Source organism: Accumulibacter sp., from assembly GCF_032229525.1.
Lineage (GTDB): Bacteria > Pseudomonadota > Gammaproteobacteria > Burkholderiales > Rhodocyclaceae > Accumulibacter.
Genome location: NZ_JAVTWB010000188.1, coordinates 24,470 through 38,508, shown reverse-complemented (window position 1 = coordinate 38,508; position 14,039 = coordinate 24,470). Strand labels below are relative to the sequence as shown.

Annotated in this window: 6 protein-coding genes; 2 read left to right on the top strand and 4 right to left on the bottom strand. The window is 66.2% G+C overall.

What is annotated here, in order from left to right; all coding sequences use genetic code 11:
* Positions 1 to 251, top strand: a 251-nt coding sequence (locus tag RUW20_RS14735; RefSeq protein ID WP_313952986.1) for a hypothetical protein, incomplete at its 5' end; no start/stop codon positions are given.
* A gap of 143 nt (positions 252 to 394) precedes the next feature.
* Positions 395 to 994, top strand: a complete 600-nt coding sequence (locus RUW20_RS14730) for a hypothetical protein (RefSeq protein WP_313952985.1) — start codon at positions 395 to 397, stop codon at positions 992 to 994.
* Here RUW20_RS14730 and RUW20_RS14725 read toward each other — a convergent pair.
* The 4 genes from RUW20_RS14725 to RUW20_RS14710 are packed head-to-tail and all read right to left on the bottom strand — an operon-like array spanning position 976 to position 13,995.
* The gene (locus RUW20_RS14725; protein WP_313952984.1) at positions 976 to 7,686 is read right to left on the bottom strand and encodes a DUF4157 domain-containing protein; all 6,711 of its coding nucleotides are present in this window, start codon (positions 7,684 to 7,686) and stop codon (positions 976 to 978) included. The two genes, RUW20_RS14730 and RUW20_RS14725, sit on opposite strands and share 19 nt — an antisense overlap.
* 20 nt (positions 7,687 to 7,706) lie before the next feature.
* On the bottom strand, positions 7,707 to 11,285 hold the full coding sequence (locus RUW20_RS14720) for a hypothetical protein (RefSeq protein WP_313952983.1): 3,579 nt from the start codon (positions 11,283 to 11,285) through the stop codon (positions 7,707 to 7,709).
* 2 nt (positions 11,286 to 11,287) lie between these two features.
* The gene (locus RUW20_RS14715) at positions 11,288 to 12,607 is read right to left on the bottom strand and encodes a hypothetical protein (RefSeq protein ID WP_313952982.1); all 1,320 of its coding nucleotides are present in this window, start codon (positions 12,605 to 12,607) and stop codon (positions 11,288 to 11,290) included.
* A 14-nt stretch (positions 12,608 to 12,621) separates the two neighbouring features.
* The gene (locus RUW20_RS14710; protein WP_313952981.1) at positions 12,622 to 13,995 is read right to left on the bottom strand and encodes a hypothetical protein; all 1,374 of its coding nucleotides are present in this window, start codon (positions 13,993 to 13,995) and stop codon (positions 12,622 to 12,624) included.
* Positions 13,996 to 14,039 lie beyond the last annotated feature (44 nt).

Sequence of the window (14,039 nt, the reverse complement as noted above, 5' to 3'; positions counted from 1 at the left end):
CAGCGTCCGCACCCTCACCGCCTCGCGACATTCGGGTACATGATCGGCCGTTCAAGCACTCGCGGCTGGTCAAGTTGACCGCCCACGCGAACCCGCCGATTGACGGCCAACTGTCGATATTTCTTACAGAGTACCTTGCCGCCAGCCTACCGTCGCCAGTCAAGCCATTGATTCGATGGACGCGCGCCCATCAGGCACGCAATTTGCTCATTGTTTTCCGCTGCGACAAGGGGGCAAGCCGCGCTGCCTAGACACTTCCCGGCATTCCTGATCGATCGGGTAGCGGCGGGGCAAACGCCCGGCTCACCGCCTTACACGGCATTCATGCCCCTGGCGAGATGGGCTGTGGCAAGGATTCCTTCTTACAGGCGCCGGCAACCATGCGGAGATCCAGATGACCGTCACCCTTCCCGATCGCGGCGTCCTGCAGCACACCCTGACATGGCTACAACTCGCACTGTTTGCTTTGACCAGTGCCCTGTGGGCTGGCCCCTCTGCCGCCGCAATCCTCGAAATCCTGCTGGATCACTACGTCGTCAGTGTCACCAAAGCGCACACCAATTACTTCAACGGCAAGCTACTGACAGAGGACGACTTGAGTGGCGACCAGTCCTATCAGCGCTCCGGTGAGCGCTACCTCGACCCTCAGCCAAACGGGCGGCCACTGGAAGATCTGCTGCAAGTCGAGGGCTATGCGGACATCATGCTGTTACTCGATGAGAGGCTGGTGTTGCCCGACTATCGCGCGCCGGTCAACCCGGACAACTACCACGCCGACGACTTCATCGTGCTGGATCCAGAACGAGGCACCTGGCGCGGTCGCCTGTTCATTGGCGAAACCGGCGGCATCGAGTCAGGCGTCTATGACGAACTGTCTGGCTCCTATCGAGATTTTACCGCCCTACCCGAACCCCCATCGCCGCTGCTGCTGCTCGCCGGCATGGCCAGCATCGCCTTCTTGATGGCGCGGCGCAATCAGACCAGCGTGATGTAGCGCTTGGCGACGAAACCTGTGGCCGCCGGCTGTTCGATGGCGTACCAGTTGCCGGACTCGCCGATGACCAAGACGCTGCTACCGGTCGCTAGCCGGCTGAAGATATTGGCCCCCGTCCCGGTGGTCGGCGTGCTGCGGACCAACAGGTCGTCACGAACGGTCGCCACCACCCCGTTGGCGCGCAAGGGGGTGACCCGAAAATCATTCCTCGTCGTGGCGTCGCGAACCGTATCGATGTTCGCATCGGGCGGCGGAGCGAGCGGTCCGCGCGCCGCAGGCGCCGCGGCAAGCGGCCGGCCGATGGCGGTGAGGATGTCGCTCTCACCGGTCAGGCCGCCCAGCACCGCACTGATGCGCAAAGCGGCCGGGAAGGTTGGTCCAGCGCCGAGCAGGGCATCCAGGAAGGCAATATGCGGCGGCAGCGGCGCTGGCGGTGGCGTAGCGGCCGGGGCATGATGCGTCGCCAGCAAAGCGAGCCGAAGCTGATCGGCCGGTGGCGGCACCGCTGGTGGCACGGTCAGCAGCAGGGGCACATGGGCCATGACCAGGGCCATATTGACGTCGGCGGCGGCTTCCAGGCAGGTGCTGTAGCGACCGAGCGCGGTCAGGAACTGCGCGCGGCGGGCCGGGCTATGCTGCATCCAGGCCTGCTCGATGACCATCGCCACGCGCGGCGTGGCGGCGTAATGCGGCTCGGCGCTGACGCGGGCAAGCAGTCGGTCGATGTGCGCGGCGTTGCCCGCGAGAGCGCCGAGATTGGCATTCAGCGAAGTCGCCGTGGTGTGCCCCGGCCAGTACAACTCAAAGACGCTGCCCGCCAGGGTGCCGATCTGGCGGATCGCTTCGCCGTTTCCCCAGTAGCTGTTGACGGTCAGTTCGTAGAGCGGCTGGATGATGCTCTCGCGCCAGGTATTGGCGCCGGCGACGTGCGTGGACTGACCGGCAGCGATGCGGCGCCGGATGGCATCACGACAATCGTGCGCGCCGGCGAGCTGGTCGGTCGCCCAGCATTCCAGCACCGCGCGCATGCAGCCCTCGGGTTCGGTACCGAATTCGACGTATTGCAGCTTGCTGGCAATCAGGTCGGGATCGCCGGGTACGCTGAGACCGATGTCGGTCGTTCCGGGAGTCATGAAAGTGGTCTGCGCCGGCGCAAACGACGAATTGGAGCCGAAGACATTGGCGCCGGCACCAGCCATGCCGGCGACGAAATCGCGCAGGCTGGGATCGGCGGTGACGGCAGCGTTCACGTCGGCCGCGGCGTCCGCCGGCGCCGCGCGCAGCGCCGAGGCAACGTGATGCGAGTTGGTCAGGCAGGCATCGAGCACGATCCGCCGCCGTCTCGGGTCACCACTCATCAAGCGCGTCAACTCGGTCATCAGATCGGTCGTATTGGTGCCGGTGGCGCCGGTAGTACCTAGCCGGTCACCGGCGATGGCAGCGCCAGCGGTACCAGCCAGCTCGAGCACCGTCGAATTGCCATGGCCGGCAATCATCGCTTGTGAGATCTCGCCCTTGATCCCGTAGCGCGACGCTAGCGGTGGAAGCTCGGCCTGGTAATCGGCAACGGAGGCGTGCCCTTCGACGACGATGGTCAGAATATCCGCGTTGGTGACCATGCCTTGCAGGCCAAGGTTGCGATGGAAGGCGCCGTTGTGATCGACGGCCGGATAAAGGACCACTGTCAGTGGCCTCTGGAACATCGCCCATTGTTGTTTCCATTGCGGGAAGGCTTCATTGCTGACCAGACCGTCCAGCGTCTTCTTGGTGAAGTGGTGATAGTCCTTGACGTGCGATACCGTCGCCAGATAGCTGCTCGGCATCGCCCCTTCACCGCGCAACGCCAGGAAAGAGTCCACCTCGCTGCCGTCGTCGGCGGACAGAATCGGCGTGCAGGTGGTCAGGTAGTTGATGAAATTCGGCAGCTCCGGCGAGGCGGGGTTTTCCAGTTTCTCGAAGGGCGATGGACTGGCCACCGGGTCGGGGGCACGCATCACCAGCGACAGGTTGGCAGCCGGCCAGGCGGCTTCCAGCGTCGCCAGTTCCAAACCCCAGCGCTCGGCCTTGGTCGTGTCATCCGTCCGGCGCAACCAGGCGGTGCCGCCGCTGCTCGCGCCATCGGTGTATTTGCGCAAGGCCGGGTAGACCGCCGGCACGCCCTCGGCGATGACGGCGCCCATCTTGAGGTCGCCACAGGCGTTGATGATGTTCGGGCCGTCGGCAAAGGTCTGCAGATCGCGAAACTGCCCGAGCGCGGCGGCATCGGCCTGCAGCGCCGGGCTGGTCGCCCAGTCCAGTTGCGTCTCGGTGAGCAGCGAAAACCCGGACAGGCTCATCGCCCGGATACTGGCCGGTGTCTCGGCGGTCTGCGCGGTGGTACGCGTCACCGCCGGCCAGCGCAGGATGATCTCGTCGCCACTGCCGCCCTGCTGCTGGGCGACGTGCGCGAGTTCGTGCGCGATCAGTTCCTGGCCTTCCGGCGTGCCGGGCTGGTACTCGCCTTGCGCGAAGGCGATGTGCTCGCCGACCGTGAAGGCCTTCGCCGCGAGCCGGTCGGCCTCGCGCGCGGCGCCGCGCCCGGCATGGATCTCGACGCGCGAAAGGTCGGCCTGCATGCGCTGTTCGAAGTAGCCGCGGGTCGACAGGTCAAGCGGCACGCCCGTACCGAGGCGGCTGATGAGATTTTCGTCGACGACGGCAGGTGCTGCACCGTCGCCCTCCTCCCGCTTCGGCATCACCGACTGATTGGGCATCACGGACTGATTCGGCTCGCTGGAGAAGCTCTGGTCATCCGCCGAACAGACCGGGTCTTGCGGCATCGACATCAGTTCCGCAGCGGGGACTTCCTGCCCCGCCTTGTCCTGCGTCTTGATCACCGGCGGCGCCGAGTCGCCCATGAGGACGCCCTTCATCGCATTGGCGTCGAGCTTCGGTTGTTCGACACTGATCGCGCTGGCCGGGTCTTCTGGTCTGATTTTTCCGGTCTTCGAGTTGTAGCCGAGTTCGCCACTGGCCTTGATCGCCACCGGCAGCTTGTAGTTCGCCTCGGCCAGCGTCCAGTCCTTGCTCCACACGGTGACGGTATCGATCAGCAGGTTGAGTTGTGCGGCAACCTTGCCGAAAAGCCTGAACTTCAACTCCGGACTGATATCCAGGTTGAGCTTGTTGAGGATATCCAGCCCCTTGGCCTGGCTGTAGGTAAACGTCGAGGCAGCCGAAAGGATCGGCTTTTCGGCCGGTATGCCGACCGTGGCCTCGGCGCCGACACTACCGACCAGCTCGGCGACCACCGCGCTGAATTTGAGATTGAGCTGTGCGCTGGCGCCGAAACCGGCGTCGCCGTACACCTGGAAGGTCGCCCCGCCGCCGATTTCGAGCGTAGCGAAGGAAACCGTCGCCGGATCGAATTCGCTCACCGTCACCGTGATACCGGTCATCTTGCCGGGGCCGATCGAGGCATGCGCCTTGGCGGTGACCGACGCCGAGAAGGTGATTCCGATCGAGACCGAGCCGACCGAGAAGCCCAGCCCCGGCAGAGGAATCGGCGGCGTCTCAAGGGTCTTGTTGAGGAATTCGCCGCCATCCTTGGGGTAGCGCCCAAAGACCTCGAAGTCACTGACCACCAGGCCGCCACCGACGCGCACCGAGCCATCCGGCAGAAGGCGCAGCTTGAGCTTGCCGTCGAGCTTGTCCTTGATGAACTCGGCCTTGATGTCGGCGCTGCCGAAGACCTTGAAGCTGCGGCCGCTGCCCTTGCCGGAACGCACCCCCTTGTCGTTGACCTCGGCATTGGTCACGCCAGCGGTCACCTTGCCATCGAGCGGCCCCTTCTTGATCGCGAACTCGCCTTCGACGAGCACCGCGCCATCATCGTAGGTGAATTGCAGTTTTGCGCCGCTGAGTCCGGGTAGCTTCGGCGTCACCTCACCGCTGGCGGCGACCTTCCAGCCCTGGTCGCCCTGCGTCACGCTGACCGTGATGTCGGCTGCTTCGACGCCCGGCACCTTCTCGTCGATACCCAGCTTGCCGGTGATCTGCAGCGTGTCCTTGCCGTAGATGACGCTCAGCGATGCGCTCTTGAGGCCCGGGATGTCCGGTTCGACGTTGCCGGTGGCGGTGAACAGCGAATCGGCGTACGACGCTTTCAGGCTGGCCGACTTGATGCCCTTGATCTTGTCCGGGTTGGTGATCCCCAGCGTGCCGCTACCGAAGAAGCCCTTGCTGGTCGAGTAACCGATGCCCACGGTGGCCAGGTCGAACAGCTTGCGGTCGGCGGTCAGCGTCCCGGTTGCGGCGAGCTCCGGCCCCTGCGCTCCCTGCTGCTTGATGGTCACCGTCAGGATGCCGGCGCCGAGCCCGGCGATGGTGAAGCTGATCGCGCCGTCGGCGCCAAGCCCCCGGGTGCCGAAGAACAGGGTCAGACTGGCATCGTCGATGGTCAGCCCCGGAACGGGTAGCTTGCCTTTCAGCTGATCGACCGAAAACGTGTGTTCGAAGGCGAAGTCATCGCCACGCCAGCGCACCGGGATCTGGACGCCCGCGAACAGCGGATGGCTGGCGGTCAAGGTGCCGTCGGCGCTCAGCTTGCCACGCACGAAACTGACCTCGCCAAAGCTGACCGGGCTGCTACCCTTGACGTCGACCTTGGGCGGCGGCGGCATGCTCAGCGCGCCGGCGTACTTCTTGCCCTTGACGCCGTTGAGCGTGCTCTGGAAGCTGGTGCCCGCATTGACCTCGACGCCCGTGGGGAGCTCCCACTTGCCGAGAACCTGCCCGATGTTGCCGCTGTTCTCCTGATCGAGGTCGGCGGTGATGGTGATCTTTTCGATCTTGATCCCGGCCAACCGGCCGCTATCGACCACCTTGACCGTCTTCTTGTTCAGGGGAAAAGCGTCGATGAAACCCTGGCCGGTATGCGAGTAGAGCGCGAAGCGCGTCTTGTCGGTGCCTTCGTCCTTCTTGGCGCGCTTCTCGTCCTGCAGCCAGACCAAGTGCTTGCCGGCGGCAATCTCCGTGCGGCTCCAGAACTGGGCGGTCTTTTCAGGGGTCTTGCCCTCGCCGCCCCCCTCGATCTTCTTGAACTCGATGTCGTAATCATCGAGATATTTCTTGACCAGCGGGTCGCCGGTGTTCTTGTCGACGGCGCCGAGGTAGACCTTGACATTAGCGTAGATCACCGCACGCAACTGCGAGCCGACGTTGGTGTTGTGCTTGCCGGTCAGCAACTCGTAGTTGGCGAAAGCATCCTCGCCGCCCAACTGGACCTCGACGATATGGTCGACCTGCAGGGCGGACGCCAGCCAGCTGCCGTCCGGTGTCCACTTCGGAACCTTCAGCTGCTCGAGGATCTCGCCTTCGGTGCCGGCGATGGTTTGCTGCGTGGCGCCGTAAAAGGTCAGCGTCTGGCGGCCGCTACCCGGCTCAAAGCCGATTGCGGCGTAAAACGCCGCCAGATCGATGGCCTCTTTCCACTTCTTCACCTGCTCGGTCTGGAACGGTGGCGTCTTGCGGTCGTAGCCCTTCGGCCGCCGCAAGGACTTGCCGGCCCGCTTCTGGTAAACATCCGCGTGCCGTGCCTTGATCGCCGGCAACTTGAGCGTTTCGAGCGCCGGCCGGGCTTTCTTGTCCTTGGCCGGATCGATCGCCTCGCTGCTGATGTCGTTGCCATCCTTGTACTTCGGGTTGTCCACCTTGCGCCGCACGACGTTGCTCACCGTCATGCTGTCGTTCTGGACCACGTGCGCCAGCTCGTGTGCCAGCAACGCCCGCCCGCTGGTGGTTGCCGGCTGATATTCGCCGCCGGCGAAGGCGATGTGATTGCCCCAGGTGAAGGCGCGGGCGTGCAGCAGGCGGGCGGCCTCGGCCGCGCTATCGTCGCTGTGAATGCGCACGTCGCCGAGATCGCGCCCGAGCCGCTGTTCAAAGAAAGCGCGACTATCGGCGTCGAGTGGCGCGCCTTCGCCGAGCCGCGACAGCAAGTCGGCCTGCGTCGATGGCGTGTTGCTTTCCGCCGCCTGACCTTCCTTGGCGGCCGCTGATGCCTCACCACCGGAAGCCTGGCGCGTGATGGCTTTGTCGTCGCCAACTTGCGTCGAGTTGGCTTGGACCGGTGCCGGTGCCTGTGTCGGCCCCTGCTGCCGCGCTTGACCCGGCGTTTGCCCAGTGCCCGGCGGCGCGTTGTGGACCGGAGCGCGCGTAGCGCCCGCCGCCGCTTGTTTCGTCGGCTCTGCCTTGCCGCCGCCGGCGACCGGTGCTTTCTTGTCGGGCTGCTCCTGTCGCTTGACCTGCTCCGGCCTGCCAGCGGCCGCGCCGGGCCCGCCGGCCGCCGCCGGCTCCGGCATGCGCATAAGCTTGTCGGCAACCGCATCGGCTTCGCGTTCGACGGCGTCGCCGGGTTCGCTGACCGCCAGCTTGGCACGCACGGCCATGCGGTCGAAACGTTGCTGGCTGCGGCTGCTCGCCGTCTCAGCATTGCTGGCAGGCCCTGCGCCGCCCCTGCTTGGCGCCGGCTGTGCGCCACCCTGCGTTTTCCCCGCCGACGCTGCTTGGCCAGCGTCGGCCCGGCCATCGGGCTGCTGCGGCGCTTTGTTCGCCCCGGTGCCTTGCTGTTTGCCGCTCTCGCCCCTTCCCGCCGCGGTCGGCGGCGTTGTCGGTTTCTTGTGCTCCACGGCAGGAGGGGCCGGCGTCGCCACGTCTGTTCTCGTGTTCCGGGTCAGCCGGTTTCGACGATCGAGAGGTAGTACACGACGCTTACGACTTGCGCGCCGCCACCGAGATCGCTGGCCGTGACCTGCACCACCCCATCGTCCAAACGATCGGTGACCGCCTGCGCCTTGCCGACGTTGTCGGTCACTACCTTGTGGCGCGCCTGCGGGTCGGTGTTGCTGTCGACCTGCGCGGCATCGATGCGCAGGAAGGTCAATTGATAGCCGAAGTCGGTGCGGCCGCTCATCGCCGTGGCGTCGCCCTCGGCCAGCTTCTTGAGGTTGTCGGCATCGAGCTGGTTGGTGAGATCGAAAGCCAGGCTGAGATCGATCACCGCGGCCGGGTCCCGCGCAAGCACCTGCTGCAGGCCTGCCCAACCCTCGTCCGGGTTCTTGTCAAAGACCGGTTTGAGATTGGCATGATAGGTGTGCGCCAACAGGATCACGCGGTGCGGCTTGAGTTGAACACCCGCCTGCATGCTGACCACCAGCATGCCGCCGTCGAGCGCGCCGTCGGCCAGCGGTGCCGGCGGTTCCGGAATCGCCGCCAGGGCTCCCTGCCCGCGCGGCGGCGGCGTGCTGATGCTGGCGATCTGCTCAAGCATGTTGCGCAAACGGAAATGGTTCTCCCATCCCTGTCCTGTCGCCGGCGCCGTCTCCCATACCCGACCCAGAACCACCTGCGGCGCCGGTTGCGCGAGTTGCCACATGGCCAGCACGCGGTCGGCAGATTCTTCGGCAAAGGAACTTCCATCGCGGAAGCGCAGAATGCCGACGCGCTGGAACTTGAAGCTCGCGAGCGCCTTGAGGTCGCCCTTCTCGAGGGCAGCCTGCAGCACGACAAGCGCCTTGGCGTCGTCGAGGCGCAGGTGCCAGATCTGGAAGCCCTCGATCGCCGGCATCATCACCGGCGCGCAAACCGGCGGACAGAGATGGGTACGCGCCCGACGGAACATCACCCAGTCCTGCGTGGCGCGCACCTGTTGGGCCAGCGAAATGTCCAGCGTCGGGAACAAACGCCGGCGCGCACGCGCCAGGAAAGCGGCGTCATCGGTGGCGTCGGCGATCGCCACCAGCGTATTCATCGCCGCCACGCCGAGCGCGCTCGACGCTTCCGGGATAGCGGCAAGCGCGTTCATCACCAGCAACTGCTGGCGTGACGTCAACAGCCCTGCGGCAGCGTACTGGGCGCCGGCGTTGGTGGTGGCGTTGCTGCCGGTGTTGGTGTTGATCATCATCGCTCGCGCCACTTTCTTGAGAACGTCCTGCTGGCTCTCGCTGGCGGCGTTGAGTGACAGCCGCGCGCGCCGCGGCACGTCTTCCCAGTCGACGAATACCGGCGAGCTCGCCGGATCATGAAAGCGATCGTCAAGAGCAAAGCTGCCCGCATCGCCATCGCCTTTGCGCAGCATGGTGAAGCGCAGGGAGCTGGGCTCGCTTGCCGATGCCACGTCGCCTTTGGCACGGGTGCGACTCTTGCTGACGTCAAGATCAACCTGCACCAGCAACTCGACGTAGCTCTCCTGTGGCTTGCGCGCCAGCAGCGTCAGCTCCCCGACGGCGCCCGCAACGCTTCCCCGGCTGCCAAGCAGCAGGCGCATTTCCGCCTTGACAGTGATCGCTTCGCCGATCTTGAGATCGAACGGATCGCCGCCGACGTCACCGGCAAAATAGACACTCATCCCGCCGACATTGATGACACTGAAGCCATTCATCTTCTCGCGCTCGATCACTTCAGCGTTGCCAGCCGCTTGCTGCGCGTCGGTCGCGGCAACCAGCGTCAGCCCGTAAGTTCCATTGTCCCGGGCTTCGCTGCGCGCCATCCCGGAGAGCATCGGCGCAGCGACCGGGTTGAAAATGCTCATACCAGCGGTGTGATTAGCACCAGGATCACCGCTATTCCGCCAGTTGGCATGGGTCATCAGGACGTTTTCCTCGCCCGCCGTCTGCGCACGCGCAGCACGCATGAGCTCGAGAGTCACATCCGCGGCTCCCGGGGCTCCGGTCGCCGTTTCTGCCTCCACCGCGACCGCAGCTTCCACTGGCCCACGACCGAAGTCGAAGGCAAAATCAAAGACCTCGAGTGCCACGGTGAGCATATCTACCTGCCACCAGGTGCCGACTGCCTGCGCCCGCAGGTCGACCACCGTTCCGTCAGGAACAAAGATCTCGACCTGCTCCTTCTCGCCAGGCTTGTCGATGCCGCGCGTCAGCGAGATGCGCTGCATGTGCTGCGCTTCTTCCAGCAGATGGGCGATCTCGTCGGCGCGTACGGCGTGGTAATGCAGCACGACGCCCTCGCCGAACATTCGCGAGAGCTGTTCCTCCACCCCGGCCTTGCCGGACGCTACCGGCAGGTAACCGGCCGGCGGCAGCTCGATGAAACCGGCGTTGATCAGCATGCGCTGTGCCGGCAAGGCACCCTGCCCGAGGTCCGCAGCCGACAGCTTGCTGCTCAGTTCGTAGAGTTCCGCGTGGGTGATCTTGGCTTCGTGGGCGGCATCCTGCGCCGCCTTCTTGGTCGACCGGCTACCAAAAGAACGAACGATCTTCTCCGCGCTCTCGCTGTACCTCTTCTGCAGCGCTTCGAGTTCCCGCCGCGTCTTGTCGAGGAGCTGGCGCAAATCCGCGCAGTCGTCGGCTGGCTTGATGACGCCACTACCGCCATCGAAGCTGCTGCTCAACTGACACTGAAACTGCAGGATCTGCGCAATGAAGACATTCCAGGGTCGCATCGCCATGCGCCCCTGCCAGTAGCCGCGCGCCTGCGTATCCATCCGCTCGCGGCGGCCGCTCCAGGCATCGAGCACGCGATTCACACCCGCCTCGCGGACCAGCAGGCCGAGGACCAGTTCGTTGCGCCCGTACAAATTGGCTGGCTGGCACCACAGATCGTTGGCCAGACCGGCACCACTGATCGCGCTCGCAGTGAGCCAGGGCTCGGCCGCGAAGTAGCCGGAAGCAACCCGGCTGCGCAGATGCACCGACGAGGTCGGAAAAGCACCGCCGGGAGGCAGCTTGAGGCTGATCGGACGCAGCCGCAGAACGACGCCTTCGCGCCACCAGGGGTGACGCGAATCGCTGACGCAGGCGCTCTCGCAGAGCTTGCCGAACACCGGCTCGTTGCCGCATTGCCCTTCGACCGGGCCGACGGTGATCTCGTAGACCGCCAATCCAGCGGTTTCCACCACGCCCTTTTTGGGGCCTTCGAGGCAATCGGTGAAATCGGCATTGCCGCTGGCCGGCGCCGGGGTGGCGGTCGCCAGCAGGTCGGCGATGGCGGCCTGCATGTCGCCGGTAGCGAGCACGAAATCGCCAGCCGCGGTAACGCCGAGACCCGCAGTGACCTGCAGCTGTGCACCGCTGATGGCAATCCCCAGGCCGTGCACCACCCCCCAACCGCCGGCCAGGTTGGCCAGGCGGGTCCGCGTGCGGTGGTAGTCCTGCTCGAGCGCAAAGGCATCGGCGCGCAGGAACTGGCCATCAAAATAGTGCAGGCGGGTCAGCGGGCTGGCCTGCTCGATGAAGGCGACGCCGTCCTTGGCGTTGATCTCGACGGTTTCGCCGGTGATTTCGTTTTTGCCCATGACTAGCCCCCGAAAATGGTGGTGGTGAGAGTGCGGCCGTCGCTATCAGGATGCAGCGCGCCGGCGGGTATCAGCTTGGCCCCGAGCAACGGCGTACTGCCGTCGCCGACGACCGTGATGCGCAAGCGCGAACCGACCGGCGCGCGGTCGAGCGTCAGGGTCACGGTCGGCAGCGCCGGGTCGGTCTCGTCGTAGACCGGGGCGGCCAAGCTGAAGCTCTGCCAGCCGCTGTCATCGATGAACTCGCTGGCAGCGAAGGCTTCTGCCTGGACACTGGCAGCGGCCAGTCGCTGGCTGAACACCAGGGTGACGTCACTGCCGGCCAGCGTGGCACCGTTGGCGACGACGACGGCGCCGGCGACCGCGGCCGCCGGCGGCGGATCGGCGAGCAGCAAGGTCTGCAGCAGGCTGCCGGGCAGCAAGGAGCTGCGCATGCCGAGTTCGACACTGCCAATCGTGGTGTGCCAGCCGACCGCATCCTGCCAGATATGCACGTCGCGCAGCCGGGCGATGGGCAGGCACAGATCCGATTCATCGGCCAGGTGAGCGGGTGCGAAGGGTGAAGTGTCGGCCACCGCCCGCGCGCCGATTTCGCCGAGCAGAACAGCGCGCGCGGCGGCCTGCTCGGCGAGCGGCAGCGCCTCGACTGCATCCAGGCTGTCACGCAGCCACTGCTCGGCGGGCAGCGGCTGACCTTCGGCATCGCTCGCCGCGGCGGTCAGGCCCAGCCAGCGCTGCAGCAGGTAATAGGGTGCTGGTGGCTGCACGACCGCCGGCGGTGGGTCGACATGACGCACCAGCGCCAGTTGCACGGTCTCGCAAAGACGGGCGTAGGCGATGTCGGCAGCGTCACCGGCACAGGGCTCGGCGATTGCCGGCACCGGTCGGTCCAGGCAAGTCGCGTAGCAGACGACGACGTCGAGGTCGAAGTTGGCATCCTCGGCCGCCGCGATATCGTCGAACGCCTCGTCGCCGGCGTGTTTCTCCCACCACTTCGGCAGGCTGACGCACTGCTCGCTGTCGAGCACGAGGTCGCGGCCGAGCGCGTCGATGGCGTAGCCAGCCCCGACGTGCAGTTCGAAATCCTCGCTTTCGAAGCGCACCGGATAACCGGCAACGACGCCACTACCGTGCAGCAGGCGCTGGTGACGACGCAGCCGACCAACGTGGAAGCCCTGCTCGGCGCGAAAGTCGGCAACCCCCAGCAGCATGCCGAAGTGATAGTTCGGCGCGCACTGCGGGTTCTCCGGCAGGCTCGCCGCGCAGCGGTCGATCACCGGCACGCCACTGCAACCGAGGCCGGGGGTGTCGTTTGCTTTCATGGTCGTCTCCGTGCTCAGAACGCGGCGCTGCTGCGAGCGAAAGCCAGTGCGCGCTGTCCCTGTGTTTCGTTTTCGGCCAGCCGGGCAGCGCTGGCACGGCGATATGCTGCGTCCGCCCCGTTGGCCTCGCGCTGCGCCAGCCGGGCGGCACTCAGCGCACTGGCCAGACTGGTTTCGGCGGCGTTGAGTGCGGACAGCAGAGCGGCGGCGGTCGGTGGCCCCTGCAACAGGGTCAGCCGCGCCAGCGCCCGGTCAAGCCCTTCCAGCGCCTCCCAGAGGGTGTCGGGAACGGCCGCAAACCAGGCCTGCAGCGTCGCCCGCGCGCCGCCGTCGAGCGCTGCGCGGGCAGTCATCAGGTCGGCCAGTTTGCCGTCGAGGGTGGTGCGCTCGGCGCTGATCGTCGTCGCATCGAGCTGCGCCTGGGTGGCATCGGGCTCGGCCTTCAGCGCGGCATAGAGCGCCTGGTCGTAGCTGGCCTGCGCCACGCGCACTGCGGCGCCGGCATCGTCGACATCCTTGAGCTTGGCGAGTGCTGTCTCCCGTGCCGACTTCTTGCTCGCGTCGTGCAGGTGGGCGCGCTGCCATTGCGTCAGGATCGGGAAGCTGGTCGGCGGAACCGCCACCGGCAAGGCTGCCAGCCGGCTCAGGGTGGCGCTGTCGGCGGCCAGGGCAGGCGCCGCCTGATGCAGCGCGACGACCCCCTGCTGCGCCGCAGCGTAGGCACGCTGCGCCTGCGCCAGGGCATCGTGACTGGCGTTGAAAGCGGCACTCTCGACGCTGACGGCGGCGCTGGCCGACGCTTCGACGATCGCCCGTCGCGCCCGCACCCGCTTGAGAAAATCCTTCGCTGCCGTGGCGCTCGATGGAAATTCGCTTTCGACGCGCGCGCGCGCATTGGCCGCGTCGGCCGCCAGCGCCGCGGCGGCGTCGGCAGCCAGACCAGCGAGATCGCCGGTGGTCAACGCATCGGCCATCGCCGCCCGCGCCGCGGCATCCTGCGTCGCCTGGAGCAGCACAGTACGCGCCACACCAAGCTCTTCGGTCAGCACCTCGGCACGCTGTTGCTGACGGCCGAGATCGGCACGCAGGCCCTGCACCTCGAGTTCGGCGTTGGCCAGGCCAACCCGGGCGGCAGCAAGCTCCGCCAGCGCCTGCTCCATCTGCAACAGCAGCGGGTCGCCGTCGGCCGGCATCGGAATCCCGGCCAGCGCCTTGCGTGCGGCAGTCACCGCATTGCCCTGGCTGCGCACCGCGTCGGCAGCGGCGCGCTGAACAGCCTGCGCGGCAGCCAGACTGTTGCGCAGGCTCGCCAGCGCCACCTGCTCGGCACTCAGCGCGGTAGCGAGGCGAGTCACTTCGGCGTTCCAGTATTGGGTCAGGGTGGCCATGGAAATTCCTCCTGTCAGCGTGCCAACCGTGAAAGTCGCGGTCG

Coding starts and splice junctions, on each gene's coding strand:
- RUW20_RS14730 (WP_313952985.1), top strand. CDS start 395: ATGACCGTCACCCTTCCCGATCGCGGCGTCCTGCAGCACACCCTGACA.
- RUW20_RS14720 (WP_313952983.1), bottom strand. CDS start 11,285: ATGGGCAAAAACGAAATCACCGGCGAAACCGTCGAGATCAACGCCAAG.
- RUW20_RS14715 (WP_313952982.1), bottom strand. CDS start 12,607: ATGAAAGCAAACGACACCCCCGGCCTCGGTTGCAGTGGCGTGCCGGTG.
- RUW20_RS14710 (WP_313952981.1), bottom strand. CDS start 13,995: ATGGCCACCCTGACCCAATACTGGAACGCCGAAGTGACTCGCCTCGCT.